This window comes from Pectobacterium aroidearum, from assembly GCF_015689195.1.
In the GTDB taxonomy this organism is placed as follows: Bacteria; Pseudomonadota; Gammaproteobacteria; order Enterobacterales; family Enterobacteriaceae; genus Pectobacterium; species Pectobacterium aroidearum.
In genome coordinates, this window is the sequence record NZ_CP065044.1 from 2,840,903 (window position 1) to 2,863,432 (window position 22,530).

At 50.1% G+C, this 22,530-nt stretch carries 22 protein-coding genes and 1 pseudogene; 9 read left to right on the plus strand and 14 right to left on the minus strand.

Annotated elements, in window-relative coordinates; all coding sequences use genetic code 11:
- Positions 1–29: 29 nt before the first annotated feature.
- Entirely contained in the window at positions 30–1,199 is a 1,170-nt protein-coding gene (lapB, locus tag I2D83_RS12660; protein ID WP_181828730.1) for a lipopolysaccharide assembly protein LapB, read from the minus strand.
- A 12-nt stretch (positions 1,200–1,211) separates the two neighbouring features.
- A complete protein-coding gene (locus tag I2D83_RS12665; RefSeq protein ID WP_015840581.1) occupies positions 1,212–1,517 on the minus strand; it encodes a LapA family protein in 306 nt (101 codons plus the stop codon).
- 251 nt (positions 1,518–1,768) lie between these two features.
- Here I2D83_RS12665 and I2D83_RS12670 point away from each other — a divergent pair.
- A pseudogene (locus I2D83_RS12670) lies at positions 1,769–1,978 on the plus strand (MarR family transcriptional regulator); the annotation flags it as partial.
- A gap of 136 nt (positions 1,979–2,114) precedes the next feature.
- Here I2D83_RS12670 and pgpB read toward each other — a convergent pair.
- Positions 2,115–2,891 carry a phosphatidylglycerophosphatase B gene (gene pgpB / locus I2D83_RS12675; protein WP_181828731.1) on the minus strand — a complete coding sequence of 259 codons (777 nt, stop codon included), beginning with the start codon at positions 2,889–2,891 and terminating at the stop codon, positions 2,115–2,117.
- Between the two features lie 272 nt (positions 2,892–3,163).
- On the opposite strand from pgpB, the gene ribA reads away from it, so the two are divergent.
- Positions 3,164–3,757: a GTP cyclohydrolase II gene (gene ribA / locus I2D83_RS12680; RefSeq protein WP_107167579.1), complete on the plus strand. Its 594-nt coding sequence runs from the start codon at positions 3,164–3,166 to the stop codon at positions 3,755–3,757.
- Positions 3,758–3,842: 85 nt separating this feature from the next.
- Here ribA and I2D83_RS12685 read toward each other — a convergent pair whose 3' ends face one another.
- Positions 3,843–5,474, minus strand: coding sequence for an ABC transporter substrate-binding protein (locus I2D83_RS12685; RefSeq protein ID WP_181844803.1), 1,632 nt, complete (start codon positions 5,472–5,474; stop codon positions 3,843–3,845).
- A 293-nt stretch (positions 5,475–5,767) separates the two neighbouring features.
- On the opposite strand from I2D83_RS12685, the gene I2D83_RS12690 reads away from it, so the two are divergent.
- Together I2D83_RS12690 and I2D83_RS12695 are read left to right on the plus strand one after the other, a co-directional pair.
- On the plus strand, positions 5,768–6,298 hold the full coding sequence (locus I2D83_RS12690) for a type IV secretion protein Rhs (RefSeq protein ID WP_180777982.1): 531 nt from the start codon (positions 5,768–5,770) through the stop codon (positions 6,296–6,298).
- A 2-nt stretch (positions 6,299–6,300) separates the two neighbouring features.
- Complete coding sequence (locus I2D83_RS12695; protein WP_181848467.1) at positions 6,301–6,732, plus strand: putative T6SS immunity periplasmic lipoprotein; 432 nt, start codon at positions 6,301–6,303, stop codon at positions 6,730–6,732.
- A 73-nt stretch (positions 6,733–6,805) separates the two neighbouring features.
- Here I2D83_RS12695 and acnA read toward each other — a convergent pair whose 3' ends face one another.
- Both acnA and I2D83_RS12705 read right to left on the minus strand, forming a co-directional pair.
- Complete coding sequence (acnA, locus tag I2D83_RS12700) at positions 6,806–9,478, minus strand: aconitate hydratase AcnA (RefSeq protein WP_205946635.1); 2,673 nt, start codon at positions 9,476–9,478, stop codon at positions 6,806–6,808.
- Positions 9,479–9,777: 299 nt separating this feature from the next.
- Positions 9,778–11,082: a dicarboxylate/amino acid:cation symporter gene (locus tag I2D83_RS12705; RefSeq protein WP_205946636.1), complete on the minus strand. Its 1,305-nt coding sequence runs from the start codon at positions 11,080–11,082 to the stop codon at positions 9,778–9,780.
- Between the two features lie 917 nt (positions 11,083–11,999).
- Between I2D83_RS12705 and gstA the strand changes: the two genes are divergently transcribed.
- Entirely contained in the window at positions 12,000–12,608 is a 609-nt protein-coding gene (gene gstA, locus I2D83_RS12710) for a glutathione transferase GstA (protein ID WP_015840588.1), read from the plus strand.
- A 46-nt stretch (positions 12,609–12,654) separates the two neighbouring features.
- Here gstA and pdxY read toward each other — a convergent pair whose 3' ends face one another.
- The 5 genes from pdxY to anmK all read right to left on the minus strand — a co-directional run bounded on the left by pdxY (position 12,655) and on the right by anmK (position 17,431).
- Entirely contained in the window at positions 12,655–13,515 is an 861-nt protein-coding gene (pdxY, locus tag I2D83_RS12715) for a pyridoxal kinase PdxY (RefSeq protein WP_015840589.1), read from the minus strand.
- 84 nt (positions 13,516–13,599) lie between these two features.
- Entirely contained in the window at positions 13,600–14,877 is a 1,278-nt protein-coding gene (tyrS, locus tag I2D83_RS12720) for a tyrosine--tRNA ligase (RefSeq protein ID WP_205946637.1), read from the minus strand.
- Positions 14,878–15,113: 236 nt separating this feature from the next.
- A complete protein-coding gene (gene pdxH / locus I2D83_RS12725) occupies positions 15,114–15,797 on the minus strand; it encodes a pyridoxamine 5'-phosphate oxidase (protein ID WP_205948182.1) in 684 nt (227 codons plus the stop codon).
- Positions 15,798–15,903: 106 nt separating this feature from the next.
- Entirely contained in the window at positions 15,904–16,221 is a 318-nt protein-coding gene (locus I2D83_RS12730) for an MliC family protein (protein ID WP_015840592.1), read from the minus strand.
- A 97-nt stretch (positions 16,222–16,318) separates the two neighbouring features.
- On the minus strand, positions 16,319–17,431 hold the full coding sequence (anmK, locus tag I2D83_RS12735; protein ID WP_181844799.1) for an anhydro-N-acetylmuramic acid kinase: 1,113 nt from the start codon (positions 17,429–17,431) through the stop codon (positions 16,319–16,321).
- Between the two features lie 349 nt (positions 17,432–17,780).
- On the opposite strand from anmK, the gene I2D83_RS12740 reads away from it, so the two are divergent.
- Positions 17,781–18,248 carry an outer membrane lipoprotein gene (locus tag I2D83_RS12740; RefSeq protein ID WP_015840594.1) on the plus strand — a complete coding sequence of 156 codons (468 nt, stop codon included), beginning with the start codon at positions 17,781–17,783 and terminating at the stop codon, positions 18,246–18,248.
- Between the two features lie 131 nt (positions 18,249–18,379).
- Here the strand turns inward: I2D83_RS12740 and slyA are convergent, their stop codons facing one another.
- Together slyA and I2D83_RS12750 are read right to left on the minus strand one after the other, a co-directional pair.
- Complete coding sequence (slyA, locus tag I2D83_RS12745) at positions 18,380–18,817, minus strand: transcriptional regulator SlyA (protein ID WP_015840595.1); 438 nt, start codon at positions 18,815–18,817, stop codon at positions 18,380–18,382.
- 227 nt (positions 18,818–19,044) lie between these two features.
- A complete protein-coding gene (locus I2D83_RS12750; RefSeq protein WP_015840596.1) occupies positions 19,045–19,284 on the minus strand; it encodes a DUF1289 domain-containing protein in 240 nt (79 codons plus the stop codon).
- A 288-nt stretch (positions 19,285–19,572) separates the two neighbouring features.
- Here I2D83_RS12750 and gloA point away from each other — a divergent pair, with 288 nt between their 5' ends.
- Complete coding sequence (gene gloA / locus I2D83_RS12755; RefSeq protein ID WP_015840597.1) at positions 19,573–19,980, plus strand: lactoylglutathione lyase; 408 nt, start codon at positions 19,573–19,575, stop codon at positions 19,978–19,980.
- Positions 19,981–20,126: 146 nt separating this feature from the next.
- Positions 20,127–20,798, plus strand: a complete 672-nt coding sequence (gene rnt, locus I2D83_RS12760; RefSeq protein ID WP_015840598.1) for a ribonuclease T — start codon at positions 20,127–20,129, stop codon at positions 20,796–20,798.
- Positions 20,799–20,911: 113 nt separating this feature from the next.
- Here the strand turns inward: rnt and I2D83_RS12765 are convergent, their stop codons facing one another.
- On the minus strand, positions 20,912–21,262 hold the full coding sequence (locus I2D83_RS12765) for a Grx4 family monothiol glutaredoxin (RefSeq protein WP_015840599.1): 351 nt from the start codon (positions 21,260–21,262) through the stop codon (positions 20,912–20,914).
- Between the two features lie 341 nt (positions 21,263–21,603).
- Between I2D83_RS12765 and I2D83_RS12770 the strand changes: the two genes are divergently transcribed.
- Complete coding sequence (locus tag I2D83_RS12770) at positions 21,604–22,455, plus strand: C40 family peptidase (RefSeq protein WP_015840600.1); 852 nt, start codon at positions 21,604–21,606, stop codon at positions 22,453–22,455.
- Positions 22,456–22,530 lie beyond the last annotated feature (75 nt).

Consider the following 22,530-nt stretch of genomic DNA (forward strand, 5'->3'; position numbering starts at 1 on the left):
CATTGTCTGAAAGTGGCGCTAACGGATGGTTACTGGCCGTCGAGCCCGCGGATCGGCTTTATGCTGGCCCAGGTGCGGCAGGAAGGACATTGCCAATAAAGTGATTGCGACGTGAAGCCACATTTGCGGCAACTGTAGCGGGGTTTGGTGCGAATCTGTTCGCCCACCATGTCGCGTAACCCCTGAAGATTTTCTTTTGTTCGTCCGTCTTCTGCTTCATGCAGGTGAAAATCCATCAGACGATGGAACACGCGCATTGTCGGGTGACGTTGAAGCTGACGGTTAATATAAGCCTGTGCAACCTCTGCACCCTCTTCTCTTTCGAGGATGTCGGCCAGCATCAATTCCGCCGTCGCACCGGTATTTTCTTCTACGCAGCGTTTGAGAAAATTCGCCCAATCCAAGGGCTTATCTAAATGCTGATAGCACTCCTGGAGCATCGGCAGTGTTTCACTGACCAGTTCTTTATCCTGATCGAGAACCTGTCGCAGCGCTTCCACGGCACGCGAATAATCCTGCTGTGCCATGTAGATGCGCCCCATCATGATAGACGCACGGGCGCACTGATTATCCGCCGCCGCGCCTTTCTTCAGGAGCGTTAACGCTTTATCCAGATCGTCACTGCCCATCGCCAGCAGCGCCAATTCGCAATAAAAATGGGCGATGTCCACGCGGAGCTGATCTTTTCCCATCTTGACCAATTTTTCCGCAACATCAATCGCCGCCGGCCAGTCGCTGGTCGCCTGATAAATCTGCAAGAGCTGCTGCAAGGCGCTGCGCCGGAAATCTTCTTCATCCACCAACTGATTGAAACTTTCTTCGGCGCGGTCGTACAGCCCCGCAGCCATGTAGTCACGACCCAGTTGTTGTACCGCCAACAAACGTTGTTCAAAGGTGAGCGATGCGCTTTCGGTTAGCGCCTGATGGATGCGAATCGCACGGTCAACTTCGCCGCGCGAACGGAACAGATTACCGAGCGTGAGGTGGGCTTCAAAAGTGTTGCTGTCATCCTTGAGCATGTCGAGGAACAGTTCAACCGCCTTATCCTGCTGATTGGACAACAGGAAGTTAACCCCGGTGACATACTCACGGGACAGGCGGTTAGATTCCTGCTCTTTGTCCTGCTGCGCACTTCTGCGACCCATGTACCAGCCGTACGCGGCGGCCACGGGCAGCAACAGAAACAGCAGTTCTAACATAGAGAGAATTCCTTAGTGGGTGACCGTCTGCACTGGCGCCACGTTCTCCTCGGTAGAGGTAGAAAGCTGTTGTTCCAGACGCTTGATTTTACGTTGTGCACGGCCAAGCGCAATGCGCTGACGCAGATAAAACAGACCACAAATAACCCAGCCAAGGACAAAGCCCAGGGCAAACAGCGTCGCAAGCAGCGTGGAGATACGGTAATCCCCCTGTGCCAGCAGGTAGTTAAATGTCACAACCTGATCGTTGTGCGCACCCAGTGTGACAGAAATGATGAATATCGCCAGCACGAGTAAAAAAATCAGCAAATATTTCACATTGTCCTTCCTGTGATATCCATTAACCGGATGAATTATGCCAAATTTTGGCGACAAACCCCATTAAATTACCATGTCCAGCGCAGACAGGGAAATCACGGCGTCAGCCCGATTTTTTGTCGCCGCACTTATCACCACACTTCCACTGTACAAAAGTCAAAAACAAGAACCCTGCTCCACCACCGTCTAAGCTTGTTATTTATTCTGTGCTGAATAAAAATGACAACAGCATGCCAGCAAGGGGAAAAGTCATGTCAAAGCAGGACGAACAGCGATTATTGGTCAAGATCGCTACGCTCTATTATAGCGAAGGGATGAAACAAGCAGAAATTGCCGCCTCACTCCATTTGTCACAGTCTTTTGTCTCCCGCGCCATCACGCGCTGTGTTAAAGAAGGTGTGGTCAAAATCAGCGTAATTCAACCCCCGAACATGTTCATGGGGCTGGAAGCGGCAATTCGCGGCACGGCAATCTGCCATTAATTTTATTTTTTATTAACAAAATCAAACCCCTACGCACGACATACATCGTACGTAGGGTGTCTACGAAGGAGACTATCTACAATAGGGACAGCGGGAGATTACTTATTTTCAGAGGCTATGAGGATTTATTGTCGGCGGCATCCTCTTCCGCCTGTTCTTTGATTTCTTCATACTGGAGCGAGAGCGGACCGCACCAGCGCTGTGCCAGCCAACTAGCTACCACCACCAGCAACCAGCTAATTAACGTCGCCACCACCAAATCCTGCGGCCAATGCATGCCGAGCACCAGACGACTCCCCATGACCCCGTTGGCCCAGAGCATCAGGATCACCACCGTTTTATAATGTCGGCGTGCCCACAGCAACCCAACACCCAGCAGCGCCCAGGTTGCGGCAAACATGGTGTGCCCGGAGGGAAAAGCAAAGCCAGTTTCAAACTGCCAATGGCTGCGCAGCCATTGTGGAATCTGCGTTTGGTCCTGCAACTGCGTTTTCACCAGTTCCGAACGTTCCTTACGCGGGAGTGAATAGAAATAGCTGTCGTCCACCTGATGGTTTTGCTCCAGCCAGACCACATAGGGCCGAGATTCCTGCACCCATTCTTTAATCGCCGATTTGATGCCCTGTCCAATCAGTACGGTAATCGCCATGATGACCAACAGACCGAGCGCAGGCTTCAGACGAAAACGCAGGCACCAGAGAAACCAGAGACTCAGCACAATGCTGGTCAGAATGCCCCACGGCGACGTCACCGTTTCTGTAATCCAGAAGAGTACGCGTAACCAGAGCCCGTTATACTCCGGTTGCCACTGCCAACCGCTCATCCAGATAATCATTGGCATAATCAGTAATAGTGCGGCACCAATGGTTGTTCGCTTGGCAATTTCGTACATAATTTCTTCCCATAATTCAGCATGATGCTTTGCAACAAAACTTTCACAATTCTATCAGAAAATCCGACACGAACTGTCAGTATGGCGTAAAATAGCGCTCAGTTCTGTCAACGAACCTGAAACCAGATGGCAGTCTGGCCACGTTATAATTCAATTTTTGTGATGTTCTTAGACAGGCTTTTTTGCTGGTCAAGCGCGATGGGTCGCAGTAGGATTCGTCTCAGCATTTTTTTGGACACAGCTTTTTGGATACAGCATTTTTGGAGGAAAGTATGCAACTAAAACGGGTGGCGGAAGCCAAGTTACCCACCCCGTGGGGCGATTTCCTGATGGTCGGTTTCGAAGAGATCGCCACAGGTCACGATCACCTCGCTTTGGTTTATGGTGATATTTCCGGTTCAGTTCCCGTACTTGCCCGTGTGCATTCCGAATGTCTGACAGGGGATGCATTATTTAGTCTGCGCTGTGACTGTGGTTTCCAGCTTGAGGCCGCATTGGGCCATATCGCCGAAGAAGGTCGCGGCGTGCTGTTATACCACCGCCAGGAAGGTCGAAATATCGGGTTACTGAATAAAATCCGTGCCTATGCGTTGCAGGATCTGGGCGCTGATACGGTAGAGGCCAATCATCAGCTTGGGTTTGCCGCCGATGAGCGTGATTTCACGCTGTGCGCCGACATGTTCAAACTGTTGGGTGTTGATGAAGTTCGCCTGCTGACCAATAATCCGCAGAAAGTGAAAATCCTCAACGAAGCCGGGATCAATATCGTCGAACGCGTGCCATTAATCGTCGGACGCAACCCGAAGAATGAGAACTATCTGGCAACCAAAGCTGCCAAAATGGGGCACATGCTGGATATGAAATAACGATCCCGCTTCGCGTCAGGATCGTTTCTTTAAATGACAACAGCCAATGACAACAGCCGGTTTCTCACCGGCTGTTTTATTGAGATTAGTGCTTAAGAATGTACATATCTTGCGTGTAATAATCGCCACGCACATTCGGCGAAAAACCACCAACATACGTCTTAACCATCTGTGGCTGAACATAATAGTAGATTGGCAACAATGGAATAGTGTTATCTAAAATATCCGAAGCCTGTTGATAAATAGCCTCTTTCTCCTGCTTATCCTTGACCGTCAGCGCCTTTTTCAGCAACGCATCATACTGGGCATTACTGAATTTACCGTTGTTGTTACTGTCATTGGTTTCCAACGTATTCAGGAACGTACTGGCTTCATTGTAATCCCCTGTCCAGGATTGTCTGACCACTTCAAAATCCCCCGTACGTACGGTATCCAGCATGGTTTTCCATTCCTGATTTTGCAGCGTCACTTCTGAACCAAGATTTTTCTTCCACATTGAACTCGCGGCGATCGCCACACGTAAATGTGATTCAGAGGTGTTGTAAAGCAGGTTGAATTTCAGCGGATGTTTTTCATCAAACCCGGCCTCTTTCAACAGTTTTTTCGCTTCGTCATTGCGCTGTTGCTGTGTCCAACTTGCCCATTGAGGATCCTTACGCTGGAAGCCCCCGATATTTTTAGGAATCAAACTGTAAGCAGGCGTCTGTCCCATCCCCAATACATTATTTGCGATGATGTCTTTATCTAAGCTGAGGTCCAGAGCACGACGGACACGAGGATCGTCAAAAGGAGCCTTTTTCGTATTGAAGCGATAGAAGTAGGTACCGATCTGCGGTGCCACCTTCACTTCCTGCGGGTATTCTTTTTTCAGTGATGCGAACTGAATCGGTGATAAAAGCCCCGTAATGTCAATTTCGCCCGATTTATAACGGTTTAATTCCGCCGCTTGCGAGCTGATCGGCAGGTACGTCACTTTGTTAATCACCGTATGCGCGTTATCCCAATACTGGCTATTGCGCTTACCGACAATGCGTTCGTTAACCACCCACTCGCTCAGCGTGTAGGGACCGCTGCTGACAAAATTACCGACCTGCGTCCAGTTTTCTGGATGTTTTTCAATCACTGCTTTCGGTAATGGCACCAGTACATGGTAAGCCGACATTTCCAGAAAATACGAAAGTGGATGCTCCAGCGTAACTTCAACGGTATGACTATCCAGTGCCTTGATACCCAAGGTGTCTGGCGCTTTCTTACCCGCCATAATATCCGCCGCATTCTTCACGTACATGCTAGCGACATAGCTGCCGTAAGGTGACAGCGTTTTCGGATCGCCAAGGCGTCGCCAACTGTAAACCACATCGTCAGCGGTAATCGGTGAACCATCGGACCATTTGGCATCAGGCCGCAGGTGGAACGTCCACACCGTGTTGTCTTTATTATCCCAGCGTTCAGCCAGTCGCGGCTGGATAACACCATCATCACCGACACGCACCAGATTATCGAAGAAATCATTGATAATGTGGCCTTCTACATCGCTTTCCACCTTGTGCGGATCCAACGAGGCAGGCTCAGAACCATTGCCGCGCACTAACTCTTGCTTATCCGCCAGCACCGCGCCGGCAGGAACCTGAGCTGCAAAAGCCGATGTCGCCCCCGCCGTACACAGCGTGAGAAACAGCAGCGAGTGTTTGAAACGTTTTTTGATCAACTCATTCATGTAACCTCCTGTTATATCCCCGTCATTCTTAGCAGCATTCACGCTGTATCCGGGGCATGGCTGGGCAATAATTTTTACTTATTCCCCATGTAGTTAGCGTCACTACAACCTAACCACAATTCACCTGAGGATTCGAGCATTTAATGTGGGAAAACGTGCGCCGGTGCATCATGATGGATATGTCCTGCCTAGTCGCCAGAAATCAAAGCGACGCAGTTTTGATTAACGCTTCATTTTTAATCGTCGATAGTCCAAGCTATAAACCCGCATGGCTATAACAAATGGAGATTGTTATGGACAATTCAAAAGAAGGAAGCTTACGACTGCTTACGTCTGGTGAAATCAGGCTAGCGAAATCTATTTTTGGCGATTCTATCCACTACCACAAAGTCTGGATTCATCACGGCAGTTACCTTCCATTCGGACTTCAGGATAAAAATACGGCGATGAGCCCAAATGGAGAACTGTACTTTCGGGCATGGTATAGCAACGATTTTTCCCTCACGAGTATGACCAGCCAACACCTCTTTATTCATGAAATGAGCCATGTCTGGCAGCGTGAGCGAGGTATGAATGTCATATTTAGAGGCTTAGTAAGCTGGGCTGTCAGCTATCGCTACAAGCTTGGTCGTCACGCATTAAGATGCTACCCAATGGAACAGCAGGCACAGATAATCGCTGATTATTTCGTTTTAAAAACCTATGGCTATCAAGCGTGGAAAATGTTGAGGGCGCGAGGGGATGTCACCCTTGATGGCGATATTTCTGAGGCTGTCATACGGCAACACTATCAAAAAACCATGCAGTTCTTTCCCTGGAATTAACGATGAAATTTACTGCAAAATTGCCTACGTTTCTGCTTATCGCGGCGAGCGCTCTTCTTGTTGGTTGCCCCGGTTCAGGCGATCGTCTGGAGCCAGATGAACTGACGTCGGTCAGACAAGCAGGAAGCGATCTCTGTTTTTTAGTGAGTGATGCTCAGGATTACCAACCGACTCTTATTACGATTAGCGCAAGAGCCACCCCGCCACAGGAATGGACGCTGTATGAAAATCCCAACATCGCCGTTACACAAGGCGAACTGTGCATTCCTTCTTCTTTTTACCGCTTTTCAGACGACAGAACATATGTTGTCAGGTATATCCTGCAATCGAAAAAATACAGCGATTCAAGAAGAAGTGTCGTATCTGCGATAGCCTTTACGCACGGCAGCGTCCGAAACGTACCGCTCAGGAAGGATGAAGCTGCTTATTATTGATGTACTCGTTATACGTTGAATTGATCTAGTCCACCGAGAGCAGGTTTTCTGCCCTCGGTGACCAGACATACAATTACAGCATATTGCGGATAACGTAATGCAGGATACCGTCGTTCTGGTAGTAGGTCAGTTCGTTACGGGTGTCGATGCGGCAGCGGGTGCTGATTGCCTGCGTGTTACCGCTGGCATCCGTGATGTTGACCTCAACCGTAGCACCCGGAGTTAGCTGATTTAATCCCGTAATCGAAATCTGCTCGTCTCCGGTAAGCTGTAGCGTCTTACGCGTCACCCCTTCAGGAAATTCCAGCGGTAGAATCCCCATCCCGATCAGGTTGGAGCGGTGAATACGCTCGAACGATTCGGCAATCACCACTCGAACTCCCAGTAAACGCGGGCCTTTCGCTGCCCAGTCGCGGCTAGAGCCTGAACCGTATTCTTTCCCCGCAAACAGCGCCAGCGGGACATTGTCGTCCTTGTAGCGCATCGCCGCGTCATAGATCGTCATCTCATTCTGCGACGGGATGTGGCGGGTATAGCCGCCCTCTTTACCCGGCACCATCTCATTACGGATACGGATATTGGCGAATGTCCCGCGCATCATCACTTCATGGTTACCACGCCGTGAACCGTAAGAGTTGAACTCCGCAGTTTCGACACCGCGCTCCAGCAAATATTTCCCAGCCGGACTATCGCGTTTGATATTGCCTGCCGGTGAGATATGGTCGGTGGTAACCGAATCCCCCAGCATCGCCAGAATACGCGCCTTGTGGATATCCTGAACCGGTTCAGGTTCTTTCCCCATATCCAGAAAGAAAGGCGTCTGGCGAATATAAGTCGACTCTTCCGGCCATTGATAGGTGGGATTGTCATCGACCTCAATGTCCTGCCACTCCTGTGTTCCTTCAAACACCGCCGCATACTGTTTATGGAACATACCCGCGCTGACGTTCAATACCGCGTCTGCCACCGCTTTGGTCGACGGCCAGATATCTTTCAGGTAGACGGCTTTCCCGTCACGATCTTCCCCCAATGGTTCTTGCGTCAGATCGACGTTCATATTCCCCGCCAGCGCATACGCGACGACCAGCGGCGGCGACGCCAGCCAGTTCGTCTTCACCAGCGGATGAATGCGGCCTTCAAAGTTACGGTTGCCTGACAGCACCGCGCCAACCGTCAGATCGCCGGCTTTTATCGCGGCTTCAATTGCATCCGGCAGCGGCCCGGAGTTACCGATACAGGTGGTACAGCCGTAGCCCACCAGATTGAATCCCAATGCATCAAGGTACGTCGTTAATCCCGCTTTGGCATAGTAATCGGTTACGACCCGCGAACCGGGCGCCAGCGAAGTTTTCACCCACGGCTTGGTTTTCAGACCGCGTTCTACGGCGTTTTTTGCCAGCAGCCCGGCCGTCATCAACACGCTCGGGTTCGAGGTATTGGTACAGGAGGTGATCGCAGCAATCACGACAGCCCCCTGCTGTAAACGGTGCGTTTCGCCTTCCAGCGTGAATTCTTCATAGTCAGAGCGGTTCTTCACCGTGCTGACATCCAGCTCCCGACTGGCTTTGAACGCTTCCGGTACACCCGCTAAAGGCACACGATCTTGCGGACGTTTCGGTCCTGCCAGACTGGTTTCCACCGTCGCCAAATCCAGCGCGAGCTGGCTAGTAAATACCGGCTCATCCCCAGTATTACGCCACAGCCCTTGCTGCTTACTGTAGGCTTCCACCAGCGCAATCTGTTCTTCCGCACGGTTGGTCAACCGCATGTAGTCCAGCGTGATGTGGTCGATAGGAAAGAAGCCACAGGTCGCACCGTATTCCGGTGCCATGTTGGCGATGGTTGCACGATCCGCCAGCGGTAGCGAATCCAGTCCATCACCGTAAAATTCCACAAATTTGCCGACCACGCCGTGTTTACGCAACATCTGCGTAACCGTCAGAACCAGATCGGTTGCCGTGATCCCTTCGCGCATCTTGCCGCTTAGCTTGACGCCAACCACATCAGGGATCAGCATCGAAACTGGCTGCCCCAGCATCGCCGCTTCGGCCTCTATCCCGCCGACGCCCCAGCCGAGTACGCCCAAACCGTTAATCATCGTGGTGTGTGAATCGGTTCCCACCAGCGTATCGGGATAGGCAAACTGTTTGTCGCCCTGCTTTTCATACCAGATGGCCTTAGCCAGATACTCCAGATTCACCTGATGGCAAATTCCGGTTCCCGGCGGCACAACGCTAAAGTGGCTAAAGGCATTTTGCCCCCAGCGCAGAAATTCATAACGTTCACGGTTACGCGCCATTTCCAACTGTGTGTTATCCGTCAGCGCCTGACGATCGCCGAAGTGGTCAACCGTCACCGAGTGGTCGATAACCAGATCGACCGGCGACAGCGGGTTAACCTTATTCACATCGCCGCCTAGCCGTTTCACCGCCGCTCGCATCGCCGCCAGATCGACTACGGCTGGCACGCCGGTAAAATCCTGCATTAATACACGCGCGGGACGATAAGCGATTTCCCGGTCAACGTGGCCTGTCTTTAGCCAGTCCACGACGGCCTGAAGATCGTCCTGCTCTACCGTGTCACCGTCCTGATAGCGTAGTAAATTCTCCAGCAGCACTTTGAGTGATTTCGGCAATTTATCGATGTTGCCAAGCGTTTTCGCCGCCTTTGGCAGGCTGTAGTAATGGTAAATCTGCTGTTGTACCGTCAGTGTGTCCAGACAAGTGTCGCGAAGGTGTGATGACATGCTTCCTCCCAAATTAACTTGCTATTCGTTATTCTGCATCGGGCGATTAATGAATAACCAGCCTGAGCTTGCGGTCTTATTTAAAGATAACACAAACAAAAAATAACGTTTTTGCAACAACACGATATGAATGCAGCAATAGCCGCTAACTATTGAAAAGCAGCGGCGCGGAACAAGCACAAAGAGGAAAGTGAAGACGGCAGAAAACAGTAGTAAGGGTGGCGTGGTGAGGATAGCGAAGGCAAAAAAGAAAGACGGCTCGGATGCCGTCTTTCTCTGCGTATTAACCTGAACTGGATTTAGACATTCCCGGTTGCCATCACAGGGGCTTCTTCCTCGGAATGCTCATGCTCGGGCTCTTCCAGATCGTGGTTGCGTTCCAGCTTGGCAACAACCGCGGTCGCCATGCCGTTACCAATCACATTGGTCGCCGTGCGGCCCATATCCAGGAACTGATCGATACCAATAATCAGTAAAATGCCGGCTTCGGGTAAGCTGAACATCGGCAATGTCGCCGCCACCACCACCACCGCCGCACGTGCTACACCCGCCATACCTTTACTGGTAATCATCAGCGTCAGCAGAATCAGCGTCTGCTGCGTCAAACTGAGGTGAATATTGTAAGCCTGCGCGATAAACAGAATGGCAAACGCCTGATATATCATGGAGCCGACAAGGTTAAAGGAATACCCCAATGGGAGTACAAAGCTGGTGATTTTTTTAGGAACGCCGAACTCGCTCAGCGCTTCCATTGTTTTTGGATAGGCCGCTTCGCTGCTGGCGGTGGCAAAAGCCAGCATACTGGGTTCACGCAACAGTTTGATCAAACCCCAGGTTGCTTTCTTGCCGAGGAACAGCGCACCGGCACCGAACATAAGCCCCCATAGCAGCGCCAACCCAAGGTAAAACTCACCGATGACCTTGCCAAAGTCGAGCAGAAGCCCCAGACCTTCAGTCGTAATAGACGACGCCAGAGAGGAAAATACGGCCAGAGGCGCTAACCGCATGACATAATCCGTCACCCGGAACATCACTTTCGCCAGTTCCTCGACCATCGATTCCATGGTAACCGCATGCTTGTTTTGGCCTTTCACAAAAGCCAGTGCAGAACCAAAAAACATCGAGAACACCAGGATCTGCAATATTTCATTATTCGCCATCGCCTCGACGATGCTGCGTGGAAATATATGGGCAATGAAGCTTTTCAGCGTAAATTCACCGGTACTTACGCCAGTATCTACCGCTATTGGCGTACTGGGAATGGCGAGGTTCATACCAACACCGGGCTCGAAGATATTTGCCAATAACATGCCAATAAAAAGGGAAACCATTGAAGAACAAACAAACCACACCATAGCCTTCAGACCTATTCGGCCGACGGAAGAAGAATTCCCCATACTGGCAAGACCAGATACCAGTGTGGCGAATACCAATGGTGCAATAATCATCTTTATCAGACGAAGAAAAACATCGGTCACTAAATTAAAGTAGGAGACGACTTCTTTAGTTTGTTGCTCAGTTAATAAAGAATGACAAACCCCGCCGACAATAATTCCGAGAACAATAGCCAAGGCGATAAAAAACAATAAGCTGTTCTTTTTCATAGTAACCTCATGGTAATAAATAGCACCAGACAATACGCATTATTAGTAAGAATTCACCGTTCGATACATCATCGCAATCACCTTACGGTTCATCCTGTTCTTGGTCGTAATATTGTCTGTATCTTGATACAAGAATAACTGGGAATGTTATTGATTCTTCATCATTAATAGAAAAATTTCAACAACGCGAGGGGATAATTGGAAACCTCATGACTCGCTAATTTCACGCCATTTTCACGAAAATCATTCAACATAGCTACTCCTTTTTTGTTACATGCAACAAATAAAGGGGTAATTTAATCGGCATGACAATAAACGACGTCCCTTCATACCCCCTCCTATTTTCATTTTTAAATATCCATGAGGCACTCGCCTTGGGGAAATAACTTAAATTGACGGTACCATGAAAAATACGAAACCTGTCACTAATGAAATTTTTCTTATCAACAAATTTAGTAATAATTAATTAACATCTATAAGTCATGCGCAGAAAAACATCACTCATGCCGCTGATTTAACCGCATGTGCTTAAAAAAACCACTGTGCCATTTTATTTAGCGTGTTCCCTGCGTTATCGCCTCTTCACCCTGTCTATCGCGATCATGTTTACCCTGAAGTCCCCTAACAAACCGTAACGCTGGTGAATCTGCCCAGCCAAAGATGGCATACGTCACGTGCGGCACGGCTTTACTCACCTCCGCGCCAAAACCAGCAAGACGGCCTCGAAATGACGTATAAAAATTTGACGTTGCACCGTCAAAATCGCCCAAATTTCATGCAACAATCATACATAAGGAGTATTTTGCAAGAGGCCTCACACTCTCCCGTTACGTTTTGTTGTAAAAAAACGACATGTAGCTATTCAACAATCATCAGCGCATGTGTTGATGGAAAAATAATAATAGAAAGGGGTTTTCATGAAACTGTTTTATCAAGCTGAAAGCAGTTCTCTTTTTACACACATCGTTTTGATCGAATCCAAACTGGAGTTCAAGCTGGAGAAGGTTAATCTGCGCACGAAAAAAACAGAGCGTGGAACCGACTATACGTTCATCAACCCAAAAGGGATGGTGCCAGCGTTAGAGCTAGATGATGGTTCTATCCTGACTGAGGGTGTTGCCATCGCTGAGTACATTGCCGATCTGGTTCCGCACTGTAACCTTATCGCCCCCACCGGCAGCATGGCACGCTACCATACTCTCGAATGGCTGAATTACATTTCTGCTGAGCTGCACAAAACGTTTACACCGATCTTCCGTCCTGGTACGCCGGAGACGTATAAAGAGCTGCTAATGGAATATTTGCAGGTCAAATTCCGTTATATCAATTTGGTGTTAAGTGAGCAGAATTATTTAGTCGCCAACCGTTTCAGTATCGCCGATGCGTATCTGTTTACCGTGATGCGCTGGGCACAGTCGCTAAAACTGGATATGTTCCGCTACCCTGCGCTGGCGGCTTACCTCGACCATATTGCCGAACGCCCTTCCGTCGCGACCGCGCTTAAGGTTGAAAGGTTGAAAGGTTGAAAGGATAGCACGCCATAACGCCCCGACATTCGGGGCGTTATACGTTTTACGACAGACGAACCGCCTGGAAATGATGACGTGGATTAGCAATCCCGTCCTGAGCGGCAACCAGTTGCAGCTCATATTCATTCATCTCTTTCGTCACCAGCATGACTTCATAAACAGCCGCCGTGGTATGCTCCAGCGCTTTATCCAACGCCACGCCTTTAAGCAAGTTCACCAGCAGTAATCCACTGGTTAAATCGCCCACGCCGACAGGTTGACGCTCGAACTCCACCAGCGGCCGGCTGATATGCCAGGCATCCGTCGGCGTAACCAACAGCATTTCAAAACTGTCTTCACGCGCGGCGGCTCGGCTAAGGTGCTTGACCAGAACGATTTTTGGCCCTTTTTCACACAAGGCGCGCGCGGTTGCCACAGCTTCCGCCACGTTATGCACGGTACGTCCACCCAGCAGTTCCAGTTCAGGCAGGTTCGGCGCGATAATATCGGCCGCTAGCAGCGACTGCTGACAATGAAAATCAGACACGCCGGGCGCGACGATGCAGCCTTTCTCTGGCGTACCCATCACCGGATCGCAGAAGTACAGCGCATCAGGATTAGCCGCTTTTACCTGCCGCACAATCCCCAAAATATGCTCACCTTGCTCCGCTGAGCCGATATAACCGCTCAGTACAGCATTACAGGTCTTCAGTTTGTCGATATTCGCAATCCCCTGCACCACTTCGGTCAGGTGGCTGGCAGGCATCACACACCCCGTCCAGTGGCCGTATTGGGTATGATTCGAGAATTGCACCGTATTCAACGGCCAAACGTTTGCGCCCATCCGACGCATCGGAAACTCTGCCGCGCTGTTACCGGCATGACCAAAAACGACATGGGATTGGATGGAAAGTATATTTTTCATTAGATACGACTCAAATCCTTGCCAGCGCCTGCGCGCCTCAACTTACAAGAAGAAAGGGAGCTGGCGCTCCCTTATCGGTAATGCTTATGCTTTCCAGCAGATCAGGCAGTAGTGCTTTTTACCGCGGCGCAACAAGGTGTAGCGATCAAACAGACGGTCAGACGCGCTGAAGGTGTATTCAGGATCGGCCTGTTTTTCGCCGTTAATGGTTACCGCATTCGAGGAGATCATCGTACGAGCCTGACCGCGTGACGGCACCAGTTCGGCACTCACCAACGCCTGTTGCAAATCGGCGCCGTTTTCCAGTTCGATAATCGGCATACCATCCTGCGCCAGTTGGGCAAAATCGTCCTGCGTCATATCCTGCAATGCGCCAGAGAACAGGCTTTGTGTAATACGACGAGCCGCTTCCAGACCCGCTTCGCCATGCACCATACGGGTCACTTCTTCTGCCAGCACATACTGCGCACGCGGAGCCTTACCGCTGTTTTTGTCTTCTTCTTCCAGCGCGTCGATGTCTTCGAGGCTCATGAATGTGAAGAATTTCAGGAAACGGTACACATCGGCATCTGACGTGTTGATCCAGAATTGGTAGAATTTGTAAGGGCTGGTCTTGCTGGCATCCAACCAGATCGCGCCGCCTTCCGTTTTACCGAATTTCGTCCCATCCGATTTGGTGATCAATGGCACGGTCAAACCGTAAACCTGTTTCTGGTTCATACGGCGTGTCAAATCGATGCCGGACGTGATGTTGCCCCACTGATCAGAACCACCAATTTGCAGCTCGACGTCATGCTGCTTGTTCAGCGAGGCAAAGTCATATCCCTGCAACAGGTTGTAAGAAAACTCGGTGAAGGAAATGCCCACGTCATCACGGTTTAAACGCTGTTTGACGGCTTCTTTGTTAATCATCTGATTAACGGAGAAATGTTTGCCGATGTCACGCAGGAAATCCAGCACGTTCATACCGCCAAACCAATCGTAGTTATTGGCTGCAATCGCGCTGTTTTTGCCGCAGTCAAAATCCAGGAATGGAGAAACCTGACGACGGATTTTCTCTACCCATTCACCCACGGTGTCGGCCGTGTTCAGCTTACGTTCTGTCGCTTTAAAACTTGGGTCACCGATCAGCCCCGTGGCGCCGCCTACCAGTGCCACCGGTTTGTGGCCAGCCAGTTGGAAGCGTTTCAGGCAAAGCAGTGGCACCAGATGCCCCAAATGCAAGCTGTCAGCGGTGGGATCAAAGCCGCAATACAGTGCAATTGGCCCTTGCGCCAGCCGCTCTGCTAACGCACCCTCATCCGTCACCTGGGCAATCAAGCCCCGCTCTTGCAATTGTTTAATCAGGTTACTACTCGCCATCGATAACTCCATTTTTATAAAAAACAGGCTGTTACGCACCCTCTTTGGGTGACGCACAACGCCGTGAGAAATGCGCAGCATACCTGCCTGCTGCCGCATGATGATTTCGCTGTCGCATTACCTTATGCAATAGGCTACGAACGCCATATTGCCGCGCAATGCCCAGTCAACGCGAAACTTCATAGGATAAAGTGCTGATGATAGGAGCGCCAGCGTTTAACACGGATATTTCGCGATTAAGGCGCTAAACGATCAATCTGCCAGCCTTCTTCCTGTCGCTGGTAAAAAAATCGATCGTGCAAGCGGTGTTCTCCGCCCTGCCAAAATTCGACAGAATCGATAACGACGCGGAAGCCTCCCCAGAAACTCGGCAAAGGCACCTCGCCATTCTGGAATTTTTGCTTCAATTCCAAAAATTTGCTTTCCAACACACCGCGCGCTGAAATCCGGCTGGACTGCTTGGATACCCATGCGCCAATCTGACTGTCTTTCGGGCGACTGTGGAAATATTTCAGCACCTCAAGCGCAGGGAGCTTCTCCACCCGTCCCAGCACTATCACCTGTCGTTCCAGCATATGCCAAGGGAACAACAAGCTGATACGTGGGTTGTTTTCCAGATGACGGGCTTTGCGACTGCCCATATTGGTATAAAACACCATGCCTTTCTCGTCATAGTGCTTAAGCAGAACGATGCGCTGGTAAGGTTGCCCGTGCTCATCAACGGTCGCGACGGACATTGCGGTAGGATCGGCCAGTTTCGCGTCACAGGCCTGCTTCAGCCAGCGTTCAAATAAGTCCAGCGGGTTAGCGGGAAGATCGCTACGACGAAGCCCACCACGCGTGTATTCACGGCGGATGTCGGCAATATCGGCGGATTGAAGAAGAGGAGTACTGTCAGAGGGCGTGCGTTCCTGAGTCATAATATCCTGCTGTCGCAATGTCGGGCCAGAAGCGGGCGAAAATCCCATTTTGCTCCCGTACCCGAAAAATCGCAATCAGCAGTAACACCGCAACCGTGCGGCGTAGTTACATCGGTGCCAATATGCAGTCATCCACGATAACCCGTTCACCACGTTGGATAAATGCACGATCGCCTTTGCTCCAGAATGTGTAGGTGTCATTGCTGTATCTGACGCCAGAAGCGGACACCACCTGAGGGAGAGCAAGGCGTTCGCCATCTAGCAGGAAACTCACCTGCGAAGGCGTTTCACCGCCCTGCTGTAGTGTCACCGTGAGCGGCATGGTGCCGCATTGATAATGCAGCGTTTCAACCGTTTGTTTATGACCGAAATAGCTGCATCCGCTCAGCAGAATCAGCGCTGTCCCTGTCAGCAATCGTTTCATTTTTTTCTCCTGTCATTCTTGTCGATGGCGGCAACTGACACGGCCGCATACTGAAGTTTAACAAGAGGATAAACATGAACCTCTCGGCAAAATCCGATTAATCCGCGTTGACCGGATAAATCGCGCCTAATACCGTTTCCTGACTCGCTCCCGTGACGGAAGGCAGATTGCCAGACAGTCCCGACAGCGTGCGTGAAGCTAGCCAGGCAAATGCCAACGCTTCCATGTCATCGCCGCTTACGCCACATTCATCCGTCGTACTGACTTCGATGCCCGGCAGCAGCGCCGAGAGACGCGTCATGATGAGCGGATTACGCGCTCCACCGCCACAAACCAGTAAACGTTCACATCCGCCGACCAGCAGCACCTGTTCGGCGATGCTCATCGCGGTTAACTCAACCAGCGTTGCCTGAACATCCTGCGGTGCCATCGGCGGCAGGCCAGCCAGCATTCTCTCCAGCCAGCTCAGGTTGAAATACTCGCGTCCGGTGCTTTTGGGCGCCCGTAACGCAAAATACGGATCGGTCAACATCCGACGAAGCAACAGCGGATTCACCTGCCCGCTCATCGCCCACACGGCGTCTTTATCATACGGTTGTGCACAATGCCGCCAGATCCAGGCATCCAGCAGCATATTTCCGGGACCGGTATCGTAACCGCGCACGGGCGCACCCGGCACCAACAGCGACAGATTGGCGATGCCTCCAATGTTGAGCACGATACGCCGTTCGACAGGATGTAGCAGCAACGCATGGTGGAACGATGGCACCAGCGGTGCACCTTGCCCACCGTAAGCCAAATCGCGGCGGCGAAAATCCCCCACGGTCGTAATACCTGTCAATGCGGCGACACGGTTATTATCACCGATCTGCAACGTGCAGGGCGCATCACCCGTGGGCTCATGCCAGACCGTTTGCCCGTGACAGCCAATCGCCGTAATATCCTGGGCTCTCAACTCCGTTTCTTTAAGCAGCGTCAGCACCGCTTCGGCAAACAAGATCCCCAGACGCGTATCCAACTGCCCCAGCGCCGACAGTGTCACCGCCTGCCCCTGACACATCCCCAGGATCGCCATTTTGATGTCCTGCGGTATCGGGTGACAGTAGCTGGCCTGCTGAGCAACCGTATGTTCGTCAATCGCGGCTAGCACAACATCCACACCATCGAGGCTGGTGCCGGACATTACGCCAATATATCTGCCTGATCTCATTATGTAGCCTTTGCCCTTGTGGGATAAAAAGAGAACACCGATAACAACCGTTATATCGAGAATAAAAGTAGCACGTTAACACGCTGAATTATTAAATTTTTTGCGTTTTTGCCACACGGGCTAGGTTTTAACCAAATGTGGGTTTTTGATAATATTTGCTACAAAAAAAACCACTTCTCGTGCTATTTACTTCTCTGTTTATACGAAATTTAAGCGCACTATTATATTCTGAAAAAAAGAGTAAAAAGAGTGGCATGCTACACTGAGCCAGACCATAATTTATTGGTATAACACTGCGTCGGCCGCGGCTGTGCCAGCCCGACATATTCGCGATTAAGGAGTTTGAATTATGATGAAGCGTTTACTTGTGGTTACCCTTGCAGGTATCACGCTGGCTGGTTGTGCTAATACCAGTACGCTTTCAGGTGATGTTTACAGTGCATCCGAAGCTAAACAGGTACAGACCGTTACCTACGGTACGATTGTTTCTACGCGCCCGGTTCAGATTCAGGCGGGAGAAGATTCTAACGTGATCGGCGCACTGGGTGGTGCCGTATTGGGTGGTTTCCTGGGTAACACTATCGGCGGCGGTTCCGGTCGTAGTCTGGCAACAGCAGCTGGCGCAGTCGCCGGCGGTGTAGCGGGTCAAAGCGCCACAGGTGCACTGAACCGCACGCAAGGTGTAGAACTGGAAATTCGTCGTGATGACGGTAGTACCATTATGGTGGTACAGAAACAAGGCGATACTAAATTCAGCGCAGGTCAACGCGTTGCTATGGCCAGCAATGGCCGCAGTATCACCGTTTCTCCACGCTGATGCTGTGTGACGCTCGCCACGGTCTGTGGCGAGCGTCACAACGAATAATCAACTCCCGGAATAAACAACCAATAACAGATACCGGTAATATTGCCGGGATTTAATTCTCCCTCTGCGTAACCCAAATTTAGCTACGCTTGATTTTCATGTAATGCCAATATATTTTTCTCAAGGCGCGCAACCAGCAGCGCTAATTCATCAACCTGCTCCGGCGTAATTCCAAATAATACTTCATTACGTGTATGGCTAATTACACCATTGACTGCCTGTATAATCGGCTCTGCTGATTCGGTCAGCATAATACGTTTTGCCCGACGATCGTGCGCACAAACGTGGCGAGTGATTAACCCTTTCTCCTCAAGCTGATCCAGTGTTCGGACTAATGAGGGTTGCTCAATACCTATCGCTTTGGCCAGCTGAATCTGCGACTGACCAGGGGGTAGATGGTATATGTTATGCAGCGTAACCCAATGCGTCTGGGTCAGTTCAAGTGGTTTTAATCGATGATCGACCAGCGCACGCCACACGCGCACCAGACGGGCTAAATCAGATCCTAATGGCAATTCCATCACCTCTCCTTATTGTTAGCACGCTAAGTTATATCCCTGGATTGCAATCAACTCTGATTTATAAAATAAGAAACGACTTTATTGTTGTAAAAATAGAACCATCGTGAAATGGATTCTATCAAATAAAAGTCTTCTAAAAATGATCTCAGGCTTATTTTATTCAATCGAACGCTCCTGCGTTGCTTAAACAAAATTTCACGTAAATAGATCATCTAAGACAAGATGACTTAAAACAACGATGGCTGACGGGATTCTGCTGGTGTATCGGTTTTCTCTGAACGCTGTGAGCGTTTCATTCTCTGCCGACACAAACGCAGCACATCCTGTTTCTGCGCATCACTCATTTGGCCCCAACTAAAGCGTTCATTACGACTGCGAAAGCAACCGCGACAATACCCGCCTTCATCCGCCTGACAAATACCACGGCATGGATTAGGGACAACAAAGAGTTCAAGTTGCTCTGGCACAACACCTCCTGCGACAACTCTATTTATTGAAGCCCTGTTCTTTACCGCTGGCAAGCCAAAACAGACAGTCATAATGAAAATAATTAGATAACCATTGTAATAACTGACGATTTTTTTACACGTCAGGCGTTCTAAAAGTGCTCCAACGCGCTATTTGCCCCTCCTGTTAGTACGTTTTAACACAAACCTCACCATCGTGTCGCATTTTTAGCATCATCCCAACAGCTTGGACTCGACAGAGCCACAACGCTATACTTCCCTTTTGTTGCACTTTTTAACGAGGACACTATGCGTTTACTTCACACCATGCTGCGTGTTGGCGATTTACAACGTTCTATCGATTTTTATACTCAGGTTCTGGGAATGCGCGTGCTGCGCACCAGCGAAAATACCGAATACAAATACACGCTGGCTTTCGTCGGTTATACCGAAGAGAGCGAAGGTGCGGTTATTGAACTGACCTACAACTGGGGCGTCGACAGTTATGATCTGGGCAACGCCTATGGTCACATCGCACTGGGCGTCGACGATGTTGCCGCAACCTGTGAGCGTATCCGCAAAGCAGGTGGCAATGTCACGCGCGAAGCCGGTCCGGTCAAAGGCGGCACCACCGTCATCGCGTTCATTGAAGATCCAGACGGTTATAAAATCGAATTGATCGAAAATGCCCACGCGGGTAACGGCATCGGCCGCTAATATCTCGCCTTATACAGGTGCTACAGCGGCACCTGTTCTCCCCCCTTCTTCTGCCATCACCCTCGTTTGAACGGCAACGGCATGCTGCATCTCCGGCCAAAATTTGCAATAATGCGCGCTGCATTTTGCTAACAATTAAGAGACAAATGGCTGATAAAAGTGATCTGAACGCCCTGAGCGGTCGTTTTCGTGGGTTTTACCCGGTAGTGATTGATGTTGAAACTGCCGGATTCAATGCGAAAACCGATGCCTTGCTGGAAGTTGCGGCGGTAACATTAAAAATGGATCAAGACGGTTGGTTGCAGCCAGATGAAACGCTACATTTTCATGTTGAGCCATTCGAAGGCGCGATCCTCGAACCCGCCGCGCTGGCATTTAACGGTATTGACCCCACAAACCCGCTACGCGGTGCAGTGAGCGAATATGATGCACTGCATGAAATTTTCAAAGTCGTGCGCAAAGGGATCAAGGAGCAAAACTGTAATCGTGCCATTATCGTGGCGCATAACGCCACATTCGATCACAGTTTCATGATGGCAGCAGCAGAGCGCTGTAGCCTGAAACGTAACCCGTTCCACCCTTTCGCTACCTTCGATACCGCCGCACTCAGCGGGCTGGTGCTGGGCCAAACCGTACTAGCTAAGGCCTGTATTACCGCAGGGATTGCGTTTGACTCCAGTCAGGCACACTCCGCGCTGTATGACACCAACCAGACGGCATTACTGTTCTGTGAGTTGGTTAATCGCTGGAAACGCCTAGGCGGCTGGCCGATTGCGCTGGAAGAAAATTCGCTGGAAGACGTGTCCGCCGAAGACTGAAAAAATGGGAAAGTCAGAAAACAAAAAACGGGTGCCATGAGGCACCCGCTGGAAGAGGATTTACGCTCGCATCGTAACAACATTACGCATCGTCATTACGCCAAAAGAAAGTATTACTCTTGATCGGCCTGCTGCGATTTGTATTTGTCTGCCGTTTCTTTGATCAGCGGTTGCAGTTCGCCACGCTGAAACATTTCAACCACGATATCACAACCGCCAATCAACTCACCATCAACCCACAGCTGCGGGAATGTCGGCCAGTTCGCGTACTTCGGAAGCTCAGCGCGGATATCCGGGTTCTGTAAAATATCAACATACGCAAAACGCTCGCCACATGCAGACAGCGCCTGAACGGTCTGTGCGGAAAAACCGCAGCTTGGCAATTTCGGGGAGCCTTTCATGTACAGCAAAATCGGGTTTTCAGCAATTTGGCGCTGAATTTTTTCAATTGTCGGTGTCGTCATCTTCTTGCTTCCTTAAACCTATAGGATGGCTAACGTCCAAAACGCTAGCCATGAGCCGCCGTCAGAGGTACTACGACAGCGACATTGACTCAGTGATATTGTACCGATGCCACTAGCCACAAAAAAACGCCATTTTTTGTAAGGGTATTTTCCCTGCAAGTTATTCACCATTGATGAAATCAACACCAGAATGCGTTGATAAATCAATCGAAAAAACAACTATTAACGTTTTTTCACTATTCTGTATGAATAAAGCGGTCATGCCCACTTTTTTATGACGACGTTTTCAGGAATACTGTGCGGATTGAGCGAGTTAAGGATTATGTTCGGTCACTTTTATTATGCGCTTATTTATTACTCTTTTTATATTATTTTTCAGTAATCTATCCCTGAACGTCGTTCAGGCTGCGCCGCATACCCCGCATTCTGCGCCGAAGAAAAGCGCCGTTGAAGAAACCAACAAAAAAAGCCGCCAAACAAAGGGTAATGCTAAATCACCGACACCGATCAAAAGCAAAAAACCAGAACCTACCGCAGCCAGCACGAAAACCAAGCCCCGTAGCGCGAACAAATCAACAGAGAAAAAGCCATCTCGGACGCAAAGCAGCACGCCCGCGCTAGTGAAAAAAAACCTCAAAAAGCTGAAGCCTGAAGAAGAGAAGCAGACGACCGCACAGGTCAGAGTCAAAACCGGGCTGAAAAAGACAGTGCTCAAGGGAAAGGTAGATAAAAACCCGTCACCCACGGAAAAAGGAATGGCGCTGAGCGCGGCACATAAAAAGCGTTATCAGCATGCCAAAACGACAGCGATGAATAAGTTGATGAGCCAGATAGGTAAGCCTTATCACTGGGGCGGTTCATCACCCTTTACTGGATTCGACTGCAGCGGGCTGGTCTATTACGCATACAAAGATGTCGTTAAGATTCAAATTCCGCGCACCGCTAACGAAATGTATCATCTGCGTGACGCCGCTCCGATTAAAAAGAGCGAACTGGAAAGCGGCGATTTGGTGTTCTTCCGCATCAATAATCGTGGCGCAGCCGATCACGTCGGAGTTTATCTGGGAGAAGGGAAATTTATTCAGTCGCCGCGTACCGGTTCAGATATTCGTATCAGCAAGCTGAGTGAAGATTACTGGCAGGAGCACTACGTGGGCGCGCGTCGCGTGGTCACACCGCAGACAATTCGTTAAGAGACAGACAACCTACATCGAATGGAAATGATTCAGACACGTTTTATGTAGCATCAACGTGTCTGAATACCTAGT

What these genes read in the sequence shown, in the direction of transcription:
- I2D83_RS12740 (WP_015840594.1), top strand. Translation starts at nt 17,781, where the DNA reads ATGATGAAGCGTTTACTTGTGGTTACCCTTGCAGGTATCACGCTGGCT.
- slyA (WP_015840595.1), bottom strand. Translation starts at nt 18,817, where the DNA reads ATGGAATTGCCATTAGGATCTGATTTAGCCCGTCTGGTGCGCGTGTGG.
- lapB (WP_181828730.1), bottom strand. Translation starts at nt 1,199, where the DNA reads ATGTTAGAACTGCTGTTTCTGTTGCTGCCCGTGGCCGCCGCGTACGGC.
- gstA (WP_015840588.1), top strand. Translation starts at nt 12,000, where the DNA reads ATGAAACTGTTTTATCAAGCTGAAAGCAGTTCTCTTTTTACACACATC.
- I2D83_RS12690 (WP_180777982.1), top strand. Translation starts at nt 5,768, where the DNA reads ATGGACAATTCAAAAGAAGGAAGCTTACGACTGCTTACGTCTGGTGAA.
- I2D83_RS12765 (WP_015840599.1), bottom strand. Translation starts at nt 21,262, where the DNA reads ATGACGACACCGACAATTGAAAAAATTCAGCGCCAAATTGCTGAAAAC.
- ribA (WP_107167579.1), top strand. Translation starts at nt 3,164, where the DNA reads ATGCAACTAAAACGGGTGGCGGAAGCCAAGTTACCCACCCCGTGGGGC.
- I2D83_RS12685 (WP_181844803.1), bottom strand. Translation starts at nt 5,474, where the DNA reads ATGAATGAGTTGATCAAAAAACGTTTCAAACACTCGCTGCTGTTTCTC.
- I2D83_RS12730 (WP_015840592.1), bottom strand. Translation starts at nt 16,221, where the DNA reads ATGAAACGATTGCTGACAGGGACAGCGCTGATTCTGCTGAGCGGATGC.
- pgpB (WP_181828731.1), bottom strand. Translation starts at nt 2,891, where the DNA reads ATGTACGAAATTGCCAAGCGAACAACCATTGGTGCCGCACTATTACTG.
- I2D83_RS12770 (WP_015840600.1), top strand. Translation starts at nt 21,604, where the DNA reads ATGCGCTTATTTATTACTCTTTTTATATTATTTTTCAGTAATCTATCC.
- rnt (WP_015840598.1), top strand. Translation starts at nt 20,127, where the DNA reads ATGGCTGATAAAAGTGATCTGAACGCCCTGAGCGGTCGTTTTCGTGGG.
- pdxH (WP_205948182.1), bottom strand. Translation starts at nt 15,797, where the DNA reads ATGACTCAGGAACGCACGCCCTCTGACAGTACTCCTCTTCTTCAATCC.
- I2D83_RS12695 (WP_181848467.1), top strand. Translation starts at nt 6,301, where the DNA reads ATGAAATTTACTGCAAAATTGCCTACGTTTCTGCTTATCGCGGCGAGC.
- acnA (WP_205946635.1), bottom strand. Translation starts at nt 9,478, where the DNA reads ATGTCATCACACCTTCGCGACACTTGTCTGGACACACTGACGGTACAA.
- I2D83_RS12705 (WP_205946636.1), bottom strand. Translation starts at nt 11,082, where the DNA reads ATGAAAAAGAACAGCTTATTGTTTTTTATCGCCTTGGCTATTGTTCTC.
- pdxY (WP_015840589.1), bottom strand. Translation starts at nt 13,515, where the DNA reads ATGAAAAATATACTTTCCATCCAATCCCATGTCGTTTTTGGTCATGCC.
- tyrS (WP_205946637.1), bottom strand. Translation starts at nt 14,877, where the DNA reads ATGGCGAGTAGTAACCTGATTAAACAATTGCAAGAGCGGGGCTTGATT.
- anmK (WP_181844799.1), bottom strand. Translation starts at nt 17,431, where the DNA reads ATGAGATCAGGCAGATATATTGGCGTAATGTCCGGCACCAGCCTCGAT.
- gloA (WP_015840597.1), top strand. Translation starts at nt 19,573, where the DNA reads ATGCGTTTACTTCACACCATGCTGCGTGTTGGCGATTTACAACGTTCT.